Here is a 21778-nt window from a genome sequence, read left to right on the forward strand (position 1 = left end):
GATGGCAAAGCAACCTCATATCGGCGTTGATGAAACGCAAATTGCTCCGTTAGTTATTGTTTGTGGTGAGCCTGATAGAGCGAATCGAATCGCGAGCTTGCTTGAAGATGCCGAGATGGTTTCTGAGAACCGAGAGTATCGAATCTTCACTGGAACTTATCAAGGGAAAGCGATATCAGTTTGCAGCACTGGTATTGGCGCACCTTCAATGATCATTGCGGTAGAAGAACTTAAGTTTTGTGGTGTGACTCATATCGTCAGAGTAGGGTCTGCAGGTGCGATGCAGTCCCATATCGGGCTTGGTGAGCTAATTATTGCAGAGGGCGCAGTTCGCGATGAGGGTGGTTCTACCGCTTACGTTAAGCCGTCGTATCCCGCCTATGCAAGCTTCTGTCTGCTTAAAGAGCTAGACAAGTTCTTGCAGCAGCAATCAACACCTTACTATTTAGGAACGGTGCGCTCACACGACAGTTTTTATACCGATGACGAGCAGGCGCTTTGTCAGTACTGGAATGGCAAAGGCATTTTAGGTGCAGACATGGAAACATCCGCGTTGTTTACCGTGGGACGCTTGAGAGGGCTTAATGTAGCTTCTATCTTGAACAATGTTGTCTTGTACGAACAAGATGTAAAGGAGGGCGTTGGGCAATATGTCGATGAGGCAGAGGCAATGATGCAAGGAGAGCGGCTAGCATCATTAGCGGCACTGGAAGCATTAATTACTCAATAAGAGCCTGAATAAATACAAGACAAAAGCGATGGGAGACCGTCGCTTTTTTATTGGGTTCTCTCCTGTGGTTTAAGTGGTTACAATCGTTTGAATATAAACAGCAGTAATGCAATGAGAGAGTAAGTATGAAGATTGCACCATACTCAAGCGGACGCTTTAAAAACTACTTAGAACAAAAAAGCTCTGAATTTAGAGATCTCATCTACCAACACCAAGTTAACTCTCGTTACTTCAATCAAAACGATGAAATCCTACGGCAAGGTGAGCAGCTTCAGTATCTTTATGTAGTGCCCGCAGGGAGAGTCTCTATGAGTATTTCTGCGGCTAATGGGCGACGCTTTCAATTGGGTGAGGTGAATTGCGATTACCATATCTTCGGTGAGATGGAGTTTTTCACTCAGACACCTTGTCAGTGGAACGTAGTGGCTGACGAACACATGCAAGTTGATGTCATTTGCATTCAGAAACTAGCAGAAGCACTACATGAAAACCCGGAGATGATGTTCTTCTTTGCCTCTGCATTAGCGGAAGATTATCAAGACTCTATGGGCATTTACACTAACCGTCTTTTACACTCAATTACCTACAACATTGCCTACGACTTATTGGTTCAAAGCCAGACAAATACCGTGTTAGGCGGTTTCGATAAAGTGAATCAAGAAGCGGAACGTTTTGGCACATCGAGCAGAGTGTATCGAAGAGCGGTTAAAGACCTATTAGATAAAGGTTTCATACGAAAAGGAGACCAAGGGTTGGAAATTGTTGACCAGCAAGCACTCCGAGCCTTTATTGATTCGTATGAGTAAGAAAAAGAATGACTCAAGTTGAAAGGGAAGTTTGAGTGAAATCAGAGAGGTAAGTGCAGAGCTGCTTCTCGATTCTAAGGCCCCGTATTACGAGGCCTTGTGTTTGTCACAAAAGAAAGAGCGAGCGCCAGAAAGTTAGCACCTATTTAGAAGGCAGTTGTTAGCTAAACTGAACTTGAATGTTGTGGCTCATTTTGTTCTTTAGCTCTTCTTCATACTGATCTAGCCACGCATACCGCTCGCGATACAACTTGCGCTTTTGGCGCTTTAGAGCCTCAAGGTCTTTCCTGTTTGGGTTGATCGGTAGACGATAAAAATAGTCATCGTGTACCTGTCCATCGTGCTCTTCCCATAAACTATCGTACTTAAGGCTGATGTCTTTGTTTTTCTTGCCGTAGCGTAATGAGTTCGACACATGGCCAGATTCTTTTACCGCATAGATATTTTCGATACCTAAGCTAATGGCTAACAGTCGTAGTGTTTCTACCATGAAGGATTTAGGTCTTAAACCGTAGAAAGCTTTTGTGAATGTACGGCTAAATCCATTGTCATTGGCTCCACCCTGAATACCACCAATGTAGATGCTGTTGTCGAAAACAGTGAGCGAGATGCTATACATTTTTTCGAGTAGAGAATTGGTCAATGAAATTGTCAGTTCACCCTCTTTTCTCGCGTTTCTTTCAAAGCTGAGATTAACCAGATAAACGTTGTCATCTATCTCTAGTTTTAAAAGATTGAGTCTTTCATTATAGATTTGGTGTCTAGCTTCTGTTGCGAAGGTTTCTTCAAACCAGTCGTAGTGCTTGGATAAGATTTCTATCTTTTCTTTATTGCTAAAGCCAGTACATAAGTAGGGAGTTACAAATTTAGATAAGAAGTTAGGCTGTTTGATAAATAACAGCTTTCTCTCTTCAGAGTTGAAATTTTCACTCATTTTTCTAGTGGCTGAATAGTAAAACAGGGCTCGAATAGTAAACTTAATTATTGCCTTGTACTTACCCTTATTTTTATGGGTATTGGCTTCTATTCCCATGCGAACGACATTCATAATCACCTCAAAAAAGAAACGCTGCACCAACACATTAGTGTTGCGAACATTTCCCTGACTCTCATAACTAACAATGAAAATGATGATAGTGAAAAATGCGATTTGGGTATGTATGGGTATGTATGACAATGTAATTAAGTCAGTTACTTAACGTTCAAATTTTGGGCGGCCTTTACGCTTAACGCAGATTGATAAATGCAAAAAGTAACATTTACAAAACGATCGTGTAACAATTGACTGGCGAGTAGTATTCTTCCTAATTCCGAAGCTGAGTTTCATATGACTGACTTTTTCGGAGTAAAGTTACTTTTGAGGAATTAAACATGGCAGGATGCATATCACCGCGCAGTTACGGTCGTTTAAGGCGAAGCCGATGGAATCGGTGGTATAAATGATTGGTTGGGTACGCTTGTTAACATCGAGAAGTTCATTTTCGATGTTAGTGATCATCGCTATTGCCTCCGTGATAGCGAATACGGGGTGGCGAGTTGTCATGAACAATTTCGCTGTCGATACCGTGGGCATGACAGGAGCGGACGTTGGTCTGCTTCAGAGTGTAAGGGAGATCCCTGGTTTACTCTCATTTACAGTGCTGTTTCTATTACTTATTATTTCTGAACAACAAGTTGCGGTGCTCTCTGTCGCCGCGCTGGGATTAGGCGTTGCCATAACGGGTTACTTACCCTCAATCTATGGCTTCTATTTCAGCACAACCCTGATGTCTGTTGGTTTTCATTATCTAGAAGCAGTGAATAAATCACTGTCTACACAACTTCTAGGTACGGAAAACTTTAGTGAATCCATGGGGAGGATTCGAGCCGCGGCATCCTTTTTCTCCATGGTGACTTTCATATGTATTATTGTCGCCAATTATGTTTTTGGTGTATCAGATAAGGCTATATTTTTTGCTAGTGGTACAGCGTGCTTCTGGTTAGCTTTTTATCTACTCACATTCAAAAATGCTAGCTGCGGTGAACGACAGCACACCAAGCTTATTGTACGTCGTGAATACACCACATATTACATATTGACCTTTCTAAGCGGGGCAAGAAGACAGATCTTTGTCGTGTTTGCAGGCTTACTCATGGTCACCAAATTCCATTACACGATCGCAATGATGGCCGCTCTATTTATGTTATCCAGCTTGTCCGCCACTGTTGCATTACCTGTGGTGGGTCGTTTTATTGACCGAGTAGGAGAAAAGAGAGCTCTACTGATTGAGTATGTGGCGTTGATGTTGGTGTTCTTATCGTATGCTTTTGTTGAGAATCATTATCTGGCAGGTGGGCTATACGTTGCCGACAGCATCATTTTCAGTTTTGCGATAGCGTTGACTACTTATTTTAAGAAAACCGTCCGGTCAAACGAAGTGGCGTCCACGGCGAGTCTTTCGTTTACTATCAATCATATCGCGGCAGTATTTCTGCCATTCTTATTGGGAGTGGTGTGGATGTCTGGATATCAATGGGTGTTTGTTACAGGAGCTATTATTGCATTGCTGAGTTTTCTAATCTCGTTGACTATCGATACCAAATTGCATCAACGCATTAATGGGGTGACTGAATTGCAGAAAGAGGTCGCTTGAAAGGGTTAACCGGTATAAGCACTTGATTAGTGAAGCGCTGTTTCTTAAATCAAAAATGCCACTGCAAGGCTGCAGTGGCATTAGAAGAATAACAAACTATAACTCTAACAGTTTTGCCAATTCACGCTCTTCCATAAGCTCTTCAATGCGTTGACGAGTCTTGGGCGTTTCGGCTTGTGCTTTGGTTGACTTGCCTGCTTTTTTACTGCGGCTAGCTTTAACTTTTTCTTTGGTTATAGACATAGTAATCTTCCTTGGATTCTGCTTTGAGATCGTATTTACTCTAAGCGTTACATGACTCTTTTAGTGCTTTACCTGCTTTAAACGCAGGCGTTTTTGATGCTGAGATTTGAATCTCTTCTCCGGTTCTTGGGTTACGACCAGTGCGAGCAGCACGAGAATTAACTTTGAAACTACCGAAACCAAGGATGGCAACATCATCACCCTTAGCCAATGTGTTAGAGATACCTTCAACAAGTGCGTTTAACGCTGAACCTGCTTGATCTTTTGAGATGTCTGCTGAAGTTGCGATGTGTTCAACCAACTGAGATTTGTTCATATTCTATATTCCTTATTGAGTACGGCTGGCGCTTAACTTTAAGGCCAAGCTTGTTCTATCTTAGCAATAAGGGCTGAAATAGTGTTAACACCTAGGCAGGGTTTTGTAAAGTAATCAACAAGATTGAGCGTTAAATCATCTTTCAGTATAACCGAATGCAGTTCTTTAGCTATCGGTAATTTAAATGCTAGCTATCAAGCTAGTATGGGAAAGGTGAACGTTATCTCTCATTTTTGAGAAAGCTAATCATAATTCAGCGTATCACTTGTCGGATAAATGAGAGAGCAGAAACAAAAAAGCCCAGCGAATGTGCTGAGCTTTTGGTGTGTGTTTCTATTTTAGGACGAGACACTAAGGTAGTTCGGTAAGATCTACTTAGTAATAAAGATTTTCTCTGTTTCTAGTGACGTCATAGCGCGAACTTGGCGCCAAATGTAATAGAAAATACCTAACATCATCAGCATGCTAGGGATAGCTATGGCTGGGTAGCTGTATAGCGTGAGCTTACCCAACTCTTCATTAAAGGCTGCAGTGCCGGCAGGGCTTGTCACAATCCAAGTCGCTAGGAAATAGTTCATCGCAGAAGAGAAAGCGAAGGTACTTGCGAATAGGTAGTTCGATGTCATTAGACAACGATCAAACTTTGCTTGGTTACCGAACTGTCTTAAGCGCTCTTCAATAAGAGAGATGTTTAACAGAGCTGGCGTAAAGATAACTTTTTGGATAAACGGGTAGCGAGTGAAGGTCGATCCAAGAACCGCTAAACCAATTAAGCCAGGTATTAATGCTTCTTTTAGCGCTAACCAACGAGTGTCTAGTTCGAAGAAACCAATGCCACCCGTTAATAACACGCTGACGAAGCCAAGCGCCGCGATGAAGTTGAATTTCTTGTTGCGGATTAACTCCATGCCACCGTAAGCAATAGGGAAGGCAAGGGCGACAAGTAATGCTAAGCCTGTTCCGAGATCCTCCTCTCCACTGAACTTCATTAAGATGAATGAAGGAAGAAGGACGTTAAATACGACTTCGAAAAGAGGACTCGATTTTTTATTTTCTGTACTACTCATAATTTCTAAATACATTATGTTATGGATTTATTCTCAGGGATTGTTGTTTACCTCGCCCAAGATGTAAAGCCTTAACACGTCATGCTGTGTAACGACATGTGACATCAACGACATCTCTGAGCCTATCTCACTTTGAATTCAAGATTTTACGCATTCTAGTTTTGGATGCTTTTAGGTATCCCGACCGAACGAATCAAGCAACGTTTCATAATCAGACTTGTTTGCCAAACTCTCAATGCTAATAAATGTCAGTACGTCTGCGAACGGAGAAAGGTGTAAAAAATCGATGATGTTGCGGCTGTCCACTTCATCAAACAATTCAGTATGTCGAAACTGGACGTAATCTAAAGCTACATGGAGATACAAGGTGGCCAAGTTGTCGCTCAAAAGGGATTCTAGTCCTTGTTCTTTTATCTCTTGGTCAAGTTGCTCTAGGGCGGCAACCATACCTTCTTGCCCTCTTTGGATAAGCGCATTGTCACTGTCTGTATAGCGAATCAATGCCGCGGTTCTAAACGCGATCTCCATTAAGGTCTTTGCTGTTCCTAACGTTTGCATTTCATTGGCACGACTTAACGTTACCTGACGTAGCGTTTGAGGCTGGTACGTTTCAATTAGGTATTGGCAAATGCACAAGCTTTCCGTTAGTGCTGTTCCGTCTTCAAGTTTGAGTGCTGGAATTAAACAAAACGGATTGACGCTTTTTAGATTGGCCGGGGAGCTCCATGGATCAACCCAAACAAAAGACAAAGGAGAGCAGCGTGATAGAAGCGCAGTTGCTGCGACCACGCGTGAAAACGGGGAGGTTTCATTTAAGTAGAGTTGCATGATAATCCTTTATTATATTCGTCAGATGAACTGAGGAAGTTAGCTTAGATCTAGGTCAAGTATTCAGGCTTAGAGTGAGTTACAGTCATTAAGGTACACACCGCAGACAGCATCAAAGCAGCAGTACTAACGGTGAATAACACGTCGTATGAAGCCATATGATTTAAGTAGTACGCCATCAAAAGCCCAACCACACCTTGTGATACGGCAAAAGAGAGTGTCATGCCTGCCCACGCTTTGGTATGCAGTTCATAGCCTACAATCTCCAACGTGTAAGTCGACACTAGAGTTACCGTTCCCGGCGTGAAAATACCAACCAGTAATGAAGAAATTAACAGCGCGATAGGGTGTGTACTAACAAGCGGTAATGCGACGCCTAAAGCCTTGAGGCTAAATGCAATACAGAGGGATTTTTTAAGCCCTAACTTGTCTCCCAAGATACCGGTAATCAATGGTCCAATGGCGGCACCAATACCAAAGGTAGCCCAGAACAGACCACCGCTGCTAAACGACATACCCAGTTCGCGCACGATGTAATCTACCCAAAACAAGGTATGGGGTAAGTAGCCGATAGCGTCGAAGGTATAAGCCACTAGAATAAGCGCAACGCTGATTGATTTTGGCTTTGAGAGCTGAGAGAAGGAGGATTTTATATAAGGCGCTTTAGATGTGTTAGGTTGGGTTTGCCATGCATTCCAAGTCAGTATCGTTGTGACTAATGCGATGACTCCCATGCCAATCCAAGCCGACATCACACTAAAATAGATCAGTACTGGGATTAATGTGCCTGATAACATCGCACCAAGTCCAATGCCTGAAAATATGACACCGCTGACACGCGCCTTCACATCGGGATTAAACTTTCGGACAATCACTGGTGGGGCGACAACCATTAATAAGGCACCCGCAATTCCAGCCAAAGTTCGCCAAACATAGAACCATGTTAAGGGCGCCTCCTGTAGCGCACAGCCTAAGTAACTAAAACTGCTTATCAACATAGCGAATCGAATTAACTGCCCAGCACTAAAGTAACGCAGCAGTATGTTGGCAGCAGGTGCACCCAATATGTACCCAAGAAGGGTCGCGACACCAAGGTAAGATGCATCACTTTCGCTAAACCAACCACTTTGAATGAGAGCCGGCATTAATGCTATATAGGCAAACCTACCGATCCCGTTGCCTATTAGAGTGGCCCCCATTCCAGCCAAGCTGTCTCGATTAACGATGTGTTTATTCAGCATGAAAAGGGCTCTTTTTAGGTTCAGCTAGATGTTCTAGCACTAGGACAAGATCTTTGTTTAGTTTTGCATATTGACATCATTCACCATCAATATCACTAGGCGGTTAGTCATATAATTTTCTCATTTAAAACCGGTTTGAGATAGGTAAATAGCGAGTGTGTTTAAACACTTAGGTGGATGTGTTGTTCTGCCGAGGATAAGGCAATAAGCGATTGTTTTAATCACCGCAGATTTGAGTGATTAATGGTTAGACTAAAGTTGGACGACCGACCACTTTAATTGAACATGAGTGACTTGTTTATCTAGAACTGTTTACTGACTTGCCGGTTCTAACTCACATTCACCCGCCTTAAACGATGGATGAATGTGAATTAAAAAAGATCTAACTGGGTAGGTGTGACCCTATTATTTATCGAAGAGCAGATTGAAGCTTAAAGGGATTTTGTCGGAAATCGCTAACCCACCAACGGTAGCTGATAGCTTGTTCAAGTTGTCTGTCGATATTCCAAAATCAGCGCCATTGACGATGATTGTCGAGGCTGAACTAACCATCACTAACTCTTCTGATGGAACGATTAAAACGGGAAAATCAATCGTTTTTGTTACGCCGTGCAAGGTAACCTCCGCTGCAATGGTTGTTCTTTTTGGGTCACCAGACAACATTGACGGTTCAACTTTTCCAGAGATTTTTACTTCAGGGAAAGTCATCGATTCAAAGTAAAGCTCATTGAGCCTCTGGTCACGAATAGCCACGCCAGTACTCACACTTTTCAAATCCAACAATATGGCAAATTGACCCGCTTCGGTAAGACCTCCAGATAAAGGCTTGATGGATGCGGGCTCAACAACAAACTGCTTCTTGATAGTTGCGAACGTAATATTCGATAAATTGGGGTCTAACGTGTAGCCCGTTTCCGCGAAAGATTGAGCGGAGATAACGGTGCATAGGAGGCCGAGTGCAGAGATTAGTTTTTTCATAAGTTGTCACCACATTGATGAATTCACAAGTTTAACGTTCTCGAGTCGTGCATTTTGGAGTCTTTATTTGAACTAAAGATAAATTAGAAAAAGATAGATAGAAGCTTAGTTCAGCATTCATCAAATTACCTGACGAAGGTAGAGCATCGCCATATTATTGGAACCATGATCGGCAAAGTTACTTGTGTAAGTTTGGTTATGTTATAACATAACCAAAAGTCGCTATTACTGTGAACGACGTTTGCAGTATTAAAAGAGAAACGATAAGCATGCATCAAGGAGATGACGTAATGAATGCCGTGTTAACCAAGTCTTTGATAACGAATAGCAATCAGCCACTTAACATTAGTTCCGTTGTGAGTATCAAGGATCAGGCGAATCATAAGCCTGGACTTAGCGCTTCTGAGCAGCCAACGGTATTAGCGGATATCTACCAAAGTGATATTAATATAGCGGTATGGCAGCGACAGTTTAATGAAGGTTTAACGACGGCAATTAGTGAATTCATCGCCTCGAATCCTAGCTTCAGTAAGTCTGTTAGCGTGTCACCTGAAAATGCTCTCGATAAATTGGAATTTGCCACCGATGGAACCGCTTCTAAAGCATTATTAGAAAACATGGCAGAGCTGGTGGATATGTTCAGTTGTTTGTTCGATCTTGAAGAAGTAGGGCTCCGTCTCGCGGTTCTGAATAAGGCGATGTGTCCTCGTTTTCATTTTGACCAAGTACCTTGCCGCTTAGTGACCACTTATCATGGTGTCGCGACGCAATGGCTGCCAAACGAATCGGTCGACCGTTCTAAGCTTGGCCGTGGAAGTAATGGACAGCCTGATTCTGTTTCAGGCCTGTACAACGACGAATCTGACATCCAGAAAATGGCCAGTGGTGATGTTGCGTTATTAAAAGGGGAGCGTTGGAGTGGCAATGAGAATAGAGGCCTTGTTCACCGTTCACCAGTTACGTCACCAAATGAGACACGACTATTGCTGACTCTAGATTTCGGTTAGAGAGCTTTTATGAAATGAGCTTTTTATGATATGAGCAAGCGGCTAGGTGCAGCTTGCTCTCACTCATTTAAGCGAAGACGCGGATATGGTGTCCGTCTGGATCAACAGCAAGGAAGTTGATGCCATAAACCGACTTTTCTGGTTCTTGTTCAAACTGAATGCCTTTCTCTTTCCATGCTTGGTAAAGACTTTCTAGTGTCTCTTTGTTTGCAACAGGCATGGAGAGCTCGGTGCCACCACCCTTGATGCTACTTGCTGGGGTTAGAACATCTGACTGTTTGAGTGTAATTTTAACGTTGTCTGCAAAGTCTAGAGCAGCAAAGGTCGGTGATAGAAGCTTTGGCTCGCAATCAAAGGCTTTAGAATAGAAATCCATGCTGCGGTGAATGTCAGTGACATAAAGAACAAATGAATCGATGGTAAACATAGTAGCTCCTGAACTGTTCAATTGGGTTTGCCGTGTTGGTTTCAGTTAACTCGGTTTTTGTGTTGAGCCCGGTTTGGGACCACAGCAATGTATCTAACCCCTGTGACAGTTTTTGTCAGTAGCGAATCACTTTATCTGCAATGCCTTCCATGTTCTGCCAATCTTTGATCAAGTCGTGGCGCGCATGCTGGTACTTTTGCTCAAGTATTTTCCATTCGGTAATTCTGTCGAGCCTGAAATTACGATACGCACTTCGCGTTTCACACCAAGCGACCAAGACATATTGTTGTTCGAATAAGCCAATCAACACTGGCCAAACGATTCTAGAGCTAATCTTAGCTTTGGCGTCTGTGTAATGAATCTCAGCTTTGTTCTGTTGCTTAATTGCGAACTTGATGTCCGACAGGTCAATGGTTAACTCTGCGACTTCAATGATTGAAGCAACACGCACGATATCTTCACTGCGTTTGGCCTGGTGGTCAGCAGGTAACACAGCAGAAATCTTGGCAATGGCATTTCTAGCTGACTCACTGAATTCCCCATTGGCTTGCTTCGCTACCCATTCAGCACCAAGCCGTAACGCTTCCAATTCTTCCGTTGAAAACATCATCGGAGGGAGAGTGAAGGTCGGTTTTAACAGATAGCCAACTCCTGCTTCACCATCAATTTCAGCACCTTGTGCTTGCAGCGTCACGATATCGCGATAAATGGTGCGAGTACTTACATTGAGTTCTATCGACAAGTAGTCGGCGGTAACTGGGTATTTATGGCAACGTAATAGTTGGAGTAGGTCAAAGAGACGTTGGCTTCGGGACATAGGAAAACTCAGACGACAGAATGAACGATTAGATTAATGGATCAAAACTCGTAACGCTATTTAGGTTGTGAGAAATGGCGTGTTCTGCGCCTTTACCAGTCCTAAAGTTTGACGCCTACCGTTGAACTTATTCTCGTCTCTAATTTGAAACTTAGAGTTCACCATTCTCTAAATCAATGGGTTACGATGCGTGCTCTTACTCACACATATGAATAATTCAACCGGTTAGCTGGTTTCTTAATTTATTTTAAAGCGTAAAATATATCCCGCTTGCAAACCGCTTTGGCAACCAATTTGTTCGCCACGGTTTTTACTTCCAAATTATAGGTTTCCTATGTTCAAGAAACTCTCGCTTAAAAATAAGCTGGCGATTTCAGCCAGTATGGCCATTATCCTGGGGGGGATTTTGGTCGAGGCATTGTCTTTTCGTGCTTCACTGCAAAGGTTGGATATTGAAGTTGAACAGCGCTTAGAGGGCGCATCGGCTTCGTACAATCAATATGTATCGGATTGGATCTTATCCAAAGAGCGTGCGCTTACTTCTCTTTCGAAAGAATCCAAACAAGAAGGCTTGGTGACTCATCTAAAACAGGTTCGTGACTCAGCCTCTTTTGATAATGTCTTCTTGGCATTTCCTGATGGTTCGCAAAAGAACGCGAACGGAGTAGTACTGCCGCCGGGCAATGATGATCCCCGTTTATGGGGTTGGTACACCAATGCGGTTGCGAACCCAAGCAAGGTGTTCATGGATAACCCAACGGTTGCTGCAGCAACTGGGGCGAACGTTGTTTCATTAGGAACAGCAATGCAACTGCATGGGCAACAGGTTGTGTTGGGTGCTGATGTAGAAATTACAGACATCTTAAACAGTCTAGAGCAGGTGATTCTTCCAGGTGAAGGTTACATGTTCATCGCGACCAACAAAGGCACGGTTTATACGCACCCTGACACTAAGTTACTGAACAAGAATATCAGTTCACTTGGGTTAAATTTCTCCGATGTACAAAAGGCTCTGACTAGCGGTAAAGACACTTCTATCGAACTGAATGGCAGCGACTATGTTCTGTACGCACGTGCTATTGACGGAACGAGCCTGATTACAGTGAGTGTTGTTAATCATGACTCTCTGGTTGCACCGTTATTTGATGCAGTGATTGGTCAAGTTTTAGTGACACTGCTGGTCGTCATTGTATGTACCATATTGTTTAACCTTTTGTGTACTATCCTATTCCGTCCGTTGAACCACGTATCTCAAGCATTGGCGCAAATCGCGAATGGTAGCGGTGATTTGACTCAACGCATTCATGTAGAAAACCAAGATGAAGTGGGCGAGTTGGCTCATAACTTCAATACCTTTGTTGGAAGCTTACAGCAGTTGATTGGCCATATCCGTGGGCAGTCAGAACAGTTAAATAGCCAGTCAGAGCAAAGTACTCAACGTGCGAACCGTTCTGTGGATGAGCTTAACCATCAACAGCAAGAAATCACAATGGTGGCAACGGCTGTAACGGAAATGGCCTGTGCAACTCAAGAGATTGCATCGCATGCCGAGCAAACAGCAAAAGCGGCACAAGACTCAGCGACAAGCACTAACAGTGGTCACGCTCTGGTAGTCGACACTAAAGGTTCTATCAATAACCTAGCCAATGAAGTCAACGAAGCGGGTAACGTGATCAGCGAACTTAACAAGCACGCTCAAGAGATCTCGACAGTACTCGCCACGATTCAAGGTATTGCTGAGCAAACCAACTTGCTTGCTTTGAATGCGGCGATTGAAGCGGCTCGTGCTGGTGAACAAGGTCGTGGCTTTGCTGTGGTCGCGGATGAAGTACGTGTGCTTTCACAGCGTACCCACTCTTCAACAGAAGAGATCAAATCAACAATTGATATCCTGCAGCGCACAACGGCGCAAGCGGTTGAGCTTATGGAGAGCAGTTCTAAACTGGCGATACATTCAGTAGAAGATGCAGACAGAGCTTCGCATGCGCTTGAAGAGATCAACACGGCGGTTGCTTTGATCAGCGATATGGCGACTCAAATCGCGACGGCTGCTGAAGAGCAAACACATGTGACGGGTGAAATTACCCAGAACGTGACGACCATTAAAGATGTTACCGACCACCTAGTTGTGGGCGCACAGGACAGCTTAACTGAGTCGAACGAACTTAAGAGCCAAGCCGCTGGTTTAAGTGATAAAGTGGCGACTTTTAAGCTTGCTTAACTGTTTCATTAGCTGATGCCTGATCAGTGAATGAACAGTAAGCAATAAGCCAAAGCGACGTAGATTACGTCGCTTTTTTTGTGCCTGTGAACAATAGAATTCTTTACTAATCTACTTCTGAAAATTCTCTTAGCGCACTTATTGCGGCTTCAGCTTTGTCTTTTTGAACGAAGATATGGTCATGGTAATAACCAGCAATCACGTTGGCGCTAATGCCGTATGAGCCTAGCTTGGTAGCAAAGGCTGCAGTTAGTCCCACAGCTTCAAGACTGGAGTGTACCGACAAAGTGATCAGGCTAAACACACCGTCGAAGTCTAGCTGAGCTTTGGTCGCAACTTCTTCTTTCAGAACAAGTGTTAAACCTTCTTTCTCACGAAAAGTCGAGATTGGATTGAGCTGAACATAGTCTGCCAATTCCCCGTCGACAGTACAAAAAACATAGTTTCCTTCAATGAGTTCTGGTGACATGGACTTTAACAAAATGTCTAAATCGGTAATGGCAGTCATCGTCTTTTCCCTGTGTAATCGCGTTTGTTTATGGTGTTGGATAATGCAGCCAAGATAGAATTTAGCTCTGCATAAGTAAAATTAATAATACTTATTCCACATCAGTATCGTTAATGTCGAGCCTGCTTGCATCTTGCAGATATTGAAAACGCACTGGTAAGTATAAGCAATCCAACGTCTGTTGATATCAGTGATTACATGAAGAAAGCATACCCACAATCTAAGGCAACAGAAGGCGACCTAGAACTGGGTGCCAAAGTGCTAAGTGGTGAGATGGAGTGGCACTAAGTTCATTATCTCGGTTGTGTCTCAGAAAAGCTTGAAGATTGTGTGCTAGATTTATTGGTGATACACAACTGGAGATATCGATGATCTGGCTTTCAGTGAAAGTACTACAGATTGGACTTGTCTATGGATACAGGAAGTATCAAAAAACGAAAAGAGCGCCTATTTAGGGGCTCTTTTTTTGTTTGTGTACTTGTTGTTTAGTCTTTAGCAAGGCAGTAAGTTAACAGGGCTGAACATTAGAGAGTAAGAAAGCTAAAAAGTTAGCGAGACCTAAAGTCATCAAGTTCGGATTTTAGCCAAACTTCACTACTAACCGATGTTTTGCCTTCACAGTGAACTTGGTAATGGCGCCCACTCAACATACTTTTTGTTGCTGAATACGCGATAAAATCTTCAGCAGACTCAATATCGTCGGCGTAATAATCGGCTTTCTTTTTTATATGTGCGGCCGCTTCTGGTCCGTTATGAATTGTGCCATTTCGTTCGTATTTGCATTGCGTTGATTCAACAAAGGTAAGCAGATGGTCAATCTCTTGTTGAGGAGAGGCGAATGCATGATTCAGCGATAGCAATTGGCTGACCATCAACCCACATAGAAACCGTGTACGCTTCACCATCATCCTCTCCCATCTAATCGGCTATTACAGAGAACGATTAGGAATCAGTGTTTATAAATAGCTTTCTCTAACAAAGAAAAAAGCTGTGTAAATTCTTGTTCAATGGTGTCGCTCTTCCATTCTGATGAATGAAGTGGGTGGTGGTAACGCACGGTACCGAAAAAGAAGCAGCGCGCAGTAATAGCGCAATCCTCAATCTCAAAGGCACCTTCTGTAACGCCATCATTCAAAATCGACTCAACTTGCTGCAACAGATGGTTGATGTGTTTTGATTTTACGTGCTCTGGTGTTTGTTGTGCCAATGATGAATACGACTCAAACAACTCAGGCTCGCCAATAAAAATGCTTCTCTTAATGGCCGTTAATGCCTCAAACCACTCTCGAAGTCTTATTGATGCGCTTTCAGATCTAAGTGTGATCTCAGTTAATGGCGCAGTCACACGCTCCAACCATCTTAATGTTATCGCCTCATGCAATTCCGCTTTAGTTGCAAAGTGTCGGTAAACAGTGCCGTGACTCACATCAAGGGCACGAGCTACGTCAACAACAGTCGTTTTTCTAGGGCCGAACTTACGTAAAACGATTTCCGATGCATCTAATATCTTTTCTTTAGTAAGCATTTCTAATTACCAATAAATTGTGTCTAAACCCTTATTTAAGGCTTTGAAAGTAAGGACTTTCGATAACGACAGTATTAGCTTGATGCTATCGATTACCGTCTACTCAGTCAAACGAGGTCATCGTTTAATGCAAAGGTTATTGCCGTTATACATAAGTTCTTGCCGTTAGACATAAGAGTTAATGTGTTCTTGTATCAAATTGGCGCGTTGACAATGTAACAAATGACATTTATTGTAAATTGTCATTTGTTACTATCTAATCCATTAGGAGCATCACTATGCCGCTAAGTTTGATTGCCAGTCGTCCCCCGAAGGGCAGGCATCGCCGAGTGATATCGGCCATTATTGGACAGAAAAGAAAACATCATGCTTGCCCTGAGTTACCAAGGCTTGATGGGAAAAGGGTACTTGTAACGGGCGGAACCGCTGGCATTGGTGAGTTCATTACTCGCTCTTTACTTGCTCAAGGTGCGAGGGTGACATCGTTAGCGAGAGGCTTATCGGATGCGACGGATGACATTCTTCATGCCGAATCAATCTATATGGATCTTGCGGATCCTAAGAGTATTGTCACTGCTGTAAAACAACTAGGGGAGACGCCATTCGACATTGTCATTTGTAACGCGGGGCTGGTGTCTAAAAAGTCTGAAATATCGCCTTCTGGTTATGAAAAAACATTTTCAGTCAATGTGTTAGGTCATCACATTCTTTATCGGCTTCTTATGCAGAAAAACATGTTGGTTGACGGTGCTCGTCTGGTTATGACTAGTGGCGATATTTACATTATGGAAAATGAGTGTGCGGCTGATATTCCTTTTGATGGCACATCCAGTACTTATTCACGAAGCAAGCTGGGGAATTTATGGCAAGTGCGGGAGTTATCAAAGCGTTACCCAAATATCCACCCAATTGCGGTTCATCCCGGTGTGGTTGCCAGTGGCTTTGCTGGAAGTAAAAAAGGGTTTCTCGCATGGCTTCGTACTAAACAACTGGTGTCGGAAGAGCAAGGTTCCCATTCCTCTCTGATTGCTGCAACGCAAGATCTCCCAAGAGGAAGTTATTGGCACAATGTATTTGGTTTGGTTGATTTACCTGAGAGTGATCCTGGTTGTGATGCATCTGGTTCTAGGAAGCTGTGGGACCAACTTGAATCGATTATCGCACCTTACCTGCAAGCGTGTGACATTAAGTTATCTGGAAAATAGAAATGAAGTTTCGTTATACATTAAGGTTAATATTTTTATGAAATGTAAGTTCAATGCTCTTGTGATCATAGGTTGTGCTTTATTGCTGATTGGATGTATTAGCAGCGAGCAAGAATATGATCATCCGCTCTATGACACCTCAGCAAGTGCATTTCCAGTGCAACAGTTTGATTCGTTTTCCGAATATCAACAAACCATTCAAGCTTGGCTCGAAGTGAATCGAGTGTTTTTGCAAGGCGATCACGCAGCGGAGCTTTCGTATAATACCCCTTTTGAAATCATGCCAAACCAAGAAAACTCGGTGAAAAAAGGCATTATTTTTGTTCATGGCTTAGGTGATTCTCCATGGTCTTTTGTCGATGTTGCTAAAGAGTTCGCTGATGACGGTTACTTAGTACGTAGTGTGTTGCTTCCGGGACATGGCAGCCGCCCCGCCGATTTAGTGCCAATAAGTATATCTGATTGGGAAAATACGGTTAAAAATCAAGTTGAAATTATGCAGGAAGAGGGGCTCGAGGTTTCTTTATCTGGGTTCTCTACTGGCGCGAATTTGGTGACAGATTATGCTAATAGCGACCCAAGCATAGAGGCTCTGTATCTGTTTTCTCCCGCGTTTAAATCTGACAGTGACATTGATTTCCTTGCACCTGCTGGCGCTCTATTTGTGGATTGGGTGTTCCAAGACGATCCGCAAAATCACAACAATCAAATGAAATACAACAGCGTACCTTTGAATGGCTTTGCGCAGTATTACTGGAGTAGTTACGAGGTTCAAAAATCCCTAGAAAGGAAACCTTTCGACAGGCCCGCATTTTTAGCCGTCACCCAAGATGACAGTGTCGTTAATGTTACTGAAGTCCTTCGACTGTTTGAAACACAGTTTATCAATGCAAACAGCCGATTTATTTGGTTTGGAGATAAGCCAGATACTCTAGATAAACGCGTTGTTCACTTCGACAGTCGTGTGCCGTCAAAACGCATCAGTAACTTCTCTCACATGAGCTTGTTGTACCGTGAAGACAATTTTTATTACGGCGCTAATGGTGAATTCCAAATGTGCCATAACAGCACCGATCCTCTTGATTATGAAGCTTGTTTAAATAGTGATGAACCGTGGTATTCCGCTTGGGGGTATAAGGAAGAAGGGAAAGTTCATGCGAGGCTAACCTACAATCCATATTTTGACGAAATGTTGGATTACGCCAAATCTATCACTGCCCTGTAGAGTCGATATTAGAAGGACACTAAAATGTATCAAAAACCATACCCTGTATTACCATTGGGGCTGATATCGTTGCTATCGCTGTTGTTTGCTGGCCCAGCAAGCGCAGATTGGAAGGAAACGGGCTCCCACTTAAAGTTGGTTGATCTGTTAGACAGGGAAGACGGCTATTGTATTGATGTTGCTGGAAGTGGTGACTATGTAAGATTCGATTTGCCGTTATTGACGCACAATTGCAAAGAAGGCTTGTACGCTGATGAGGCGGTGACCCATAGAGATGACGGGACATTGTTCTTTCCGGCTTTCGAGGCATGCGTAACGGTTATGGGCGTTAATAATAATTCGTTACCTTACAATGCGCTGATGCTAAAACGCTGCCACGTCGACGAACCATTTTTGAAAGCCACTCAGTTCCAAACGTTTGAGTTTACAGAGGATAAACAGGTCCAGTTGGTGGGTTCTAACCTTTGTATTACTGCCGGCGATGTATCTAAAGTAACCTACAGTGCGGCGCACCGATGGAGAAGCTTGTATATGCAGGAGTGCAATGTTGCTGACAAAGCGTTATCTCAATGGCAAATGGTTAAACCAACGACTCGCTAGTCGATATCCTAGGTTAATAGTTAATAGTTAATAGTTAATAGATAAAAACCAAACAAACTCAGAGCCTCAGTATTGACGCTGTTCTTAACAGCTTGAAGACTGGGGCTTTTATGTTTTAGGCGAGATAAGATCATTGATCTTAGTCGGAAAACTGCTTTTTGCTTTTATAGCGAGTAGGATTGAAAGAAATGGCGTATTTGTCCGGTTTACTAGTCAGTATCCAAATTGACTCTGAAATGTCACATCATCAATAAGCGAAAGTATGTTGAAAATAGAACCCATTACTCCTCACATCGGAGCTCACATCCATGAATTAGAGCTCTCTACATGCAGTGCTGATGAACTCGATAAGGTGTATCAGGCACTGATTACCCATCAAGTCATCTTCCTCGGTGAACAAGTACTCTCACCAGAACAACACTTGATGATTGCAGAGCGATTTGGACAACTCGAACCTGCGCATCCTTTCTTTTCTCGCGTGGAAAGCGCTCCTCAGGTGAGCGTGATAGAAACAACGCGAGGCAATGCTCCCATGGAAAGCTATTGGCATACCGATTTAACGTGGCGTAGCCTGCCATCTAAAGCTTCTTTGTTGCATGCCCAACATATTCCAAGCGTAGGCGGAGATACGATTTGGTGTTCGATGACCGCTGTGTTTGATTCATTAGATGAAAGTATGAAAGCAAAGCTGAGGGGCTTATCGGCGACTCACTCGCTGGTGGCTTTTGAAGGTATAGAGTCGGATCAGATTGAGCTTGATTGGCATAAGTCGTTAATTAAAACCGCACAGGAAAATCCACCAGTAATCCATCCTGTTGTTCAGAGCCATCCAGAAACAGGTAAAGAAACACTTTATATCAATGAGCAGTTTACTCGTTATATCAATGAACTCGACCGACAAGAGAGTGATGTTTTGCTTAACCAACTGTTCGCAATTGCACGACACCCTGAGTTTCAAGTTCGTTTCAAATGGGACAAGGGATCAATAGCGATATGGGATAATCGAGTAACTCAGCACTATGCTGTGATCGATTACGGCGATACCCCAAGAAAGATGCATCGCGTTACAGTGACATAATGGTAAGTAAGAGGGGTAATTGGTGTAAGTGCTAACGGACAAATCTTAGGAACTCAGGTTTAGTGTTTGAATTAGAGTATAAAACTGAGACTTCATTCATCTTAGTCAATAATTAAAAAAAAAGCGTTGATACATATTTGATTGAAACCTCACTGCTCGGACGTGATGTGTAATATAATCGAGGCCAAAATATAAGAATAAAAATCAAACCATAGAATTAGTAAACGTTAGGGCTTAGAGAATAAAGAATTTCGTATGAACGCTATTCGTAAAGTTTATCAGTACGCAGAACCAAACCTTACTCTCGTGGGTTGGATGGGCTTTGTCGGCTTCCCAATTTACTACATAGTGTGGGAGTTCTTGTTCCCTCAACCTTATGAAAACTTAATGCTGCGTCTGTTTTGCTCAGTGTTATTTTTCGGCATTATCTATCGCAATCGTGTCCCATTTGAATGGCGAAAATACCTTCCGGCTTATTATCAAGTTGCTGTAACAATCTGTTTGCCAGGTTTCTTCTTCTACATGCTACTCATGAATAATTGGTCCAACGTTTGGGTTATGTCATTCATGTCGGCCATTTTCCTTCATATTTTATTAGTGCACGTGACGAGAGTGATGTTTGCACAAACCTTTGCCGGTATTGGGATTGCTACCTTGTGCGCTTGGATTGCACAAGGCTTCTACCTAGAACTCACAATGGATTGGACGCATGTGCCAATCTTTTTGTTTATCTACTTATTTGGTAACTTGTTCTACTTCCGCAATCAGATGGAACACGAGAATAAGGTGTCGTTGGCGAAATCTTTTGGAGCCGGTATCGCGCACGAGATGCGAAACCCCCTGAGCGGTTTGTTGACCTCTATTGATGTTATGCAGTCCATATTGCCGAACCCTAAAAGTGGTGATCACAAAGGGCAATATGCTTTAAGCAACGAAGAAGTCGTACAATTACGTGAAGTGGGCGATGAAGCGATGGAGATCATTCACTCAGGTAACGAGACGATTGACCTGTTACTGACTTCAATTGATGAAAACCGAGTATCTCGATCTACCTTCAAGAAGCATTCAGCTCAAGCGGTGATTGAGGGTGCGATAGACAGCTTTAACTACAAGCGTTCAGCCGATAAATCAGCAATCTCTTTAGACGTACAGAGTAACTTTGATTTCTTGGGTAGCGACACTTTGTTGAAGTACGTGATGTATAACTTGTTCAAGAACGCATTCCACCATCGCAGCCCTGAAGACTTTCATATTCATGTCACCATGTGTAGTGATGAAGTGGCCAATCAAATAATGGTTACCGATAACGGCTCAGGCATCTCAAATGATGTGATTCGACGCATTTTTCAGGACTTTTATACTACTGGCCAATCGGGTAATTACGGCTTAGGTTTGCCATTTTGTCAGAAGGTAATGCGCTCGTTTGGTGGTGAAATTAAATGTCAGTCTGAAGTGGATCAATGGACACAGTTCACGATGACTTTTCCATCTTTGTCTTCCCATTCGGTGAAAGAAATCAAGAATGAACTGACTAAACTTAAGATTGTGCTAATGGTGAGTGACCAGAAAGTTCTCACCAATAAAATGACTGAGGTAGCCCGTTTTATGGGGTTTGAGCTCACGGTGTTGGATGTAGCATCTGCGCTTAAAAATAAGGAATACCAGTTCGAATTCGACTTGATATTCGTTGACATGGAGAGCTTGGATTTAAGAGCAAGTTGCCTCGATAGGATTGAATCTTTACTTTCATTCACTGAAGCTCGAATCATCTATTTGTATGAACATCACCCAATTAAACGTGTCCGAAACGTTGCTTTTGAACCTATTTGGGTGGAAACACAAGTTTGGCTACTGAATACCAAGGCGACCATTGAACGCTTACTTTTCGACTCCAACTATGTGATGCCATCAGTTTCTGTAAAACCGTTAGAAGCTACCAATAAGCGCACGATCATGGTGGTCGATGACAACGAATCTCTGCGCCGATTTACCGCGATGTTATTGGAAAAGCAGGGTTTTGATGTCGTGCAGAAAGAAGATGGGCAACAAGCCTTAGACGCGTTGGACAGCGATGATATTGATTTAATTCTGATGGATATCGAGATGCCAATCATGGACGGTGTTGAAGCTTCTCGTCGAATTCGAAGCGCTAACAAAGCATACTCTTCAGTGCCAATTATTGCTCACACGGGTGACAGTTCTCCTGTGACATTGGAAAAAATGGAATCATCAGGCATGTCAGATTTTATTGTGAAACCGGCAGACAAAAACCGACTGTTCGACAAAATTGCTCACTGGATTTGATTTGTTGCACCGTCCGGTT

Annotated in this window: 24 protein-coding genes; 11 read left to right on the forward strand and 13 right to left on the reverse strand. The window is 43.0% G+C overall.

The features are described 5' to 3' along the window. Position 1 precedes the first annotated feature (1 nt). Together NX845_RS01785 and NX845_RS01790 are read left to right on the forward strand one after the other, a co-directional pair. Entirely contained in the window at positions 2 to 730 is a 729-nt protein-coding gene (locus NX845_RS01785; RefSeq protein WP_102547843.1) for a nucleoside phosphorylase, read from the forward strand. A 125-nt stretch (positions 731 to 855) separates the two neighbouring features. After that, positions 856 to 1536: a Crp/Fnr family transcriptional regulator gene (locus tag NX845_RS01790; protein WP_004734820.1), complete on the forward strand. Its 681-nt coding sequence runs from the start codon at positions 856 to 858 to the stop codon at positions 1534 to 1536. Positions 1537 to 1696: 160 nt separating this feature from the next. Here NX845_RS01790 and NX845_RS01795 read toward each other — a convergent pair whose 3' ends face one another. Beyond that, a complete protein-coding gene (locus NX845_RS01795; protein ID WP_260256440.1) occupies positions 1697 to 2584 on the reverse strand; it encodes a VirK/YbjX family protein in 888 nt (295 codons plus the stop codon). Between the two features lie 303 nt (positions 2585 to 2887). Next, positions 2888 to 3079: a hypothetical protein gene (locus tag NX845_RS01800; RefSeq protein ID WP_181258072.1), complete on the reverse strand. Its 192-nt coding sequence runs from the start codon at positions 3077 to 3079 to the stop codon at positions 2888 to 2890. Between NX845_RS01800 and NX845_RS01805 the strand changes: the two genes are divergently transcribed. Beyond that, on the forward strand, positions 3021 to 4169 hold the full coding sequence (locus tag NX845_RS01805; protein ID WP_102453066.1) for an MFS transporter: 1149 nt from the start codon (positions 3021 to 3023) through the stop codon (positions 4167 to 4169). The genes NX845_RS01800 and NX845_RS01805 overlap by 59 nt on opposite strands. A 96-nt stretch (positions 4170 to 4265) precedes the next feature. Here NX845_RS01805 and NX845_RS01810 read toward each other — a convergent pair whose 3' ends face one another. From NX845_RS01810 to NX845_RS01835, 6 genes are all read right to left on the reverse strand, one after another. Continuing rightward, positions 4266 to 4412, reverse strand: coding sequence for a hypothetical protein (locus NX845_RS01810; protein ID WP_004734823.1), 147 nt, complete (start codon positions 4410 to 4412; stop codon positions 4266 to 4268). Between the two features lie 40 nt (positions 4413 to 4452). Next, positions 4453 to 4728 (reverse strand): HU family DNA-binding protein, encoded by a 276-nt coding sequence (locus tag NX845_RS01815; RefSeq protein WP_004734824.1) that lies wholly within the window; start codon positions 4726 to 4728, stop codon positions 4453 to 4455. A 371-nt stretch (positions 4729 to 5099) separates the two neighbouring features. After that, the gene (locus NX845_RS01820; RefSeq protein WP_260256441.1) at positions 5100 to 5795 is read right to left on the reverse strand and encodes a VC0807 family protein; all 696 of its coding nucleotides are present in this window, start codon (positions 5793 to 5795) and stop codon (positions 5100 to 5102) included. A gap of 171 nt (positions 5796 to 5966) precedes the next feature. After that, positions 5967 to 6623, reverse strand: coding sequence for a glutathione S-transferase family protein (locus NX845_RS01825; protein WP_108161488.1), 657 nt, complete (start codon positions 6621 to 6623; stop codon positions 5967 to 5969). 50 nt (positions 6624 to 6673) lie between these two features. After that, positions 6674 to 7864: an MFS transporter gene (locus NX845_RS01830; RefSeq protein ID WP_260256442.1), complete on the reverse strand. Its 1191-nt coding sequence runs from the start codon at positions 7862 to 7864 to the stop codon at positions 6674 to 6676. A gap of 405 nt (positions 7865 to 8269) precedes the next feature. Beyond that, positions 8270 to 8842: a YceI family protein gene (locus NX845_RS01835; protein ID WP_260256443.1), complete on the reverse strand. Its 573-nt coding sequence runs from the start codon at positions 8840 to 8842 to the stop codon at positions 8270 to 8272. A 290-nt stretch (positions 8843 to 9132) separates the two neighbouring features. On the opposite strand from NX845_RS01835, the gene NX845_RS01840 reads away from it, so the two are divergent. Next, positions 9133 to 9849, forward strand: a complete 717-nt coding sequence (locus NX845_RS01840) for a DUF1826 domain-containing protein (protein WP_260256538.1) — start codon at positions 9133 to 9135, stop codon at positions 9847 to 9849. Positions 9850 to 9916: 67 nt separating this feature from the next. On the opposite strand, the gene NX845_RS01845 is transcribed toward NX845_RS01840, so the two are convergent. Both NX845_RS01845 and NX845_RS01850 read right to left on the reverse strand, forming a co-directional pair. Beyond that, positions 9917 to 10276 (reverse strand): VOC family protein, encoded by a 360-nt coding sequence (locus NX845_RS01845; protein WP_017065489.1) that lies wholly within the window; start codon positions 10274 to 10276, stop codon positions 9917 to 9919. A gap of 115 nt (positions 10277 to 10391) precedes the next feature. Beyond that, on the reverse strand, positions 10392 to 11093 hold the full coding sequence (locus NX845_RS01850) for a YafY family protein (RefSeq protein ID WP_102538434.1): 702 nt from the start codon (positions 11091 to 11093) through the stop codon (positions 10392 to 10394). A gap of 334 nt (positions 11094 to 11427) precedes the next feature. On the opposite strand from NX845_RS01850, the gene NX845_RS01855 reads away from it, so the two are divergent. Further along, the gene (locus NX845_RS01855) at positions 11428 to 13314 is read left to right on the forward strand and encodes a methyl-accepting chemotaxis protein (RefSeq protein ID WP_017065491.1); all 1887 of its coding nucleotides are present in this window, start codon (positions 11428 to 11430) and stop codon (positions 13312 to 13314) included. 106 nt (positions 13315 to 13420) lie between these two features. Here NX845_RS01855 and NX845_RS01860 read toward each other — a convergent pair whose 3' ends face one another. Further along, positions 13421 to 13822 carry an ACT domain-containing protein gene (locus NX845_RS01860; protein ID WP_102538433.1) on the reverse strand — a complete coding sequence of 134 codons (402 nt, stop codon included), beginning with the start codon at positions 13820 to 13822 and terminating at the stop codon, positions 13421 to 13423. A 126-nt stretch (positions 13823 to 13948) separates the two neighbouring features. On the opposite strand from NX845_RS01860, the gene NX845_RS01865 reads away from it, so the two are divergent. Then, positions 13949 to 14110, forward strand: coding sequence for a hypothetical protein (locus NX845_RS01865; RefSeq protein WP_260256547.1), 162 nt, complete (start codon positions 13949 to 13951; stop codon positions 14108 to 14110). A gap of 260 nt (positions 14111 to 14370) precedes the next feature. Here the strand turns inward: NX845_RS01865 and NX845_RS01870 are convergent, their stop codons facing one another. Then, positions 14371 to 14727, reverse strand: coding sequence for a DUF5329 family protein (locus tag NX845_RS01870; RefSeq protein ID WP_017095236.1), 357 nt, complete (start codon positions 14725 to 14727; stop codon positions 14371 to 14373). A gap of 44 nt (positions 14728 to 14771) precedes the next feature. Further along, the gene (locus NX845_RS01875) at positions 14772 to 15347 is read right to left on the reverse strand and encodes a TetR family transcriptional regulator (protein ID WP_017095235.1); all 576 of its coding nucleotides are present in this window, start codon (positions 15345 to 15347) and stop codon (positions 14772 to 14774) included. Positions 15348 to 15625: 278 nt separating this feature from the next. On the opposite strand from NX845_RS01875, the gene NX845_RS01880 reads away from it, so the two are divergent. The 5 genes from NX845_RS01880 (at position 15626) to NX845_RS01900 (ending at position 21759) form a co-directional block, all read left to right on the forward strand. Further along, complete coding sequence (locus tag NX845_RS01880) at positions 15626 to 16552, forward strand: SDR family NAD(P)-dependent oxidoreductase (protein ID WP_260256444.1); 927 nt, start codon at positions 15626 to 15628, stop codon at positions 16550 to 16552. 37 nt (positions 16553 to 16589) lie between these two features. Continuing rightward, positions 16590 to 17777, forward strand: coding sequence for a carboxylesterase (locus tag NX845_RS01885; RefSeq protein WP_260256445.1), 1188 nt, complete (start codon positions 16590 to 16592; stop codon positions 17775 to 17777). A 24-nt stretch (positions 17778 to 17801) separates the two neighbouring features. Beyond that, positions 17802 to 18377, forward strand: coding sequence for a hypothetical protein (locus NX845_RS01890; RefSeq protein ID WP_017095232.1), 576 nt, complete (start codon positions 17802 to 17804; stop codon positions 18375 to 18377). 262 nt (positions 18378 to 18639) lie between these two features. Next, a complete protein-coding gene (locus NX845_RS01895; protein ID WP_260256446.1) occupies positions 18640 to 19455 on the forward strand; it encodes a TauD/TfdA family dioxygenase in 816 nt (271 codons plus the stop codon). Between the two features lie 255 nt (positions 19456 to 19710). Then, on the forward strand, positions 19711 to 21759 hold the full coding sequence (locus NX845_RS01900; RefSeq protein ID WP_260256448.1) for a response regulator: 2049 nt from the start codon (positions 19711 to 19713) through the stop codon (positions 21757 to 21759). The last annotated feature ends 19 nt before the right edge of the window (positions 21760 to 21778 follow it).

The organism is Vibrio sp. NC2 (assembly GCF_025195005.1).
GTDB lineage: Bacteria > Pseudomonadota > Gammaproteobacteria > Enterobacterales > Vibrionaceae > Vibrio > Vibrio splendidus.

What these genes read in the sequence shown, in the direction of transcription:
- NX845_RS01895 (WP_260256446.1), top strand. Translation starts at nt 18,640, where the DNA reads ATGTTGAAAATAGAACCCATTACTCCTCACATCGGAGCTCACATCCAT.
- NX845_RS01830 (WP_260256442.1), bottom strand. Translation starts at nt 7,864, where the DNA reads ATGCTGAATAAACACATCGTTAATCGAGACAGCTTGGCTGGAATGGGG.
- NX845_RS01825 (WP_108161488.1), bottom strand. Translation starts at nt 6,623, where the DNA reads ATGCAACTCTACTTAAATGAAACCTCCCCGTTTTCACGCGTGGTCGCA.
- NX845_RS01885 (WP_260256445.1), top strand. Translation starts at nt 16,590, where the DNA reads ATGAAATGTAAGTTCAATGCTCTTGTGATCATAGGTTGTGCTTTATTG.
- NX845_RS01890 (WP_017095232.1), top strand. Translation starts at nt 17,802, where the DNA reads ATGTATCAAAAACCATACCCTGTATTACCATTGGGGCTGATATCGTTG.
- NX845_RS01815 (WP_004734824.1), bottom strand. Translation starts at nt 4,728, where the DNA reads ATGAACAAATCTCAGTTGGTTGAACACATCGCAACTTCAGCAGACATC.
- NX845_RS01820 (WP_260256441.1), bottom strand. Translation starts at nt 5,795, where the DNA reads ATGAGTAGTACAGAAAATAAAAAATCGAGTCCTCTTTTCGAAGTCGTA.
- NX845_RS01855 (WP_017065491.1), top strand. Translation starts at nt 11,428, where the DNA reads ATGTTCAAGAAACTCTCGCTTAAAAATAAGCTGGCGATTTCAGCCAGT.
- NX845_RS01875 (WP_017095235.1), bottom strand. Translation starts at nt 15,347, where the DNA reads ATGCTTACTAAAGAAAAGATATTAGATGCATCGGAAATCGTTTTACGT.
- NX845_RS01810 (WP_004734823.1), bottom strand. Translation starts at nt 4,412, where the DNA reads ATGTCTATAACCAAAGAAAAAGTTAAAGCTAGCCGCAGTAAAAAAGCA.
- NX845_RS01790 (WP_004734820.1), top strand. Translation starts at nt 856, where the DNA reads ATGAAGATTGCACCATACTCAAGCGGACGCTTTAAAAACTACTTAGAA.
- NX845_RS01870 (WP_017095236.1), bottom strand. Translation starts at nt 14,727, where the DNA reads ATGGTGAAGCGTACACGGTTTCTATGTGGGTTGATGGTCAGCCAATTG.
- NX845_RS01805 (WP_102453066.1), top strand. Translation starts at nt 3,021, where the DNA reads ATGTTAGTGATCATCGCTATTGCCTCCGTGATAGCGAATACGGGGTGG.
- NX845_RS01860 (WP_102538433.1), bottom strand. Translation starts at nt 13,822, where the DNA reads ATGACTGCCATTACCGATTTAGACATTTTGTTAAAGTCCATGTCACCA.
- NX845_RS01880 (WP_260256444.1), top strand. Translation starts at nt 15,626, where the DNA reads ATGCCGCTAAGTTTGATTGCCAGTCGTCCCCCGAAGGGCAGGCATCGC.
- NX845_RS01900 (WP_260256448.1), top strand. Translation starts at nt 19,711, where the DNA reads ATGAACGCTATTCGTAAAGTTTATCAGTACGCAGAACCAAACCTTACT.
- NX845_RS01800 (WP_181258072.1), bottom strand. Translation starts at nt 3,079, where the DNA reads ATGACAACTCGCCACCCCGTATTCGCTATCACGGAGGCAATAGCGATG.
- NX845_RS01795 (WP_260256440.1), bottom strand. Translation starts at nt 2,584, where the DNA reads ATGAATGTCGTTCGCATGGGAATAGAAGCCAATACCCATAAAAATAAG.
- NX845_RS01835 (WP_260256443.1), bottom strand. Translation starts at nt 8,842, where the DNA reads ATGAAAAAACTAATCTCTGCACTCGGCCTCCTATGCACCGTTATCTCC.
- NX845_RS01785 (WP_102547843.1), top strand. Translation starts at nt 2, where the DNA reads ATGGCAAAGCAACCTCATATCGGCGTTGATGAAACGCAAATTGCTCCG.
- NX845_RS01845 (WP_017065489.1), bottom strand. Translation starts at nt 10,276, where the DNA reads ATGTTTACCATCGATTCATTTGTTCTTTATGTCACTGACATTCACCGC.
- NX845_RS01850 (WP_102538434.1), bottom strand. Translation starts at nt 11,093, where the DNA reads ATGTCCCGAAGCCAACGTCTCTTTGACCTACTCCAACTATTACGTTGC.
- NX845_RS01840 (WP_260256538.1), top strand. Translation starts at nt 9,133, where the DNA reads ATGAATGCCGTGTTAACCAAGTCTTTGATAACGAATAGCAATCAGCCA.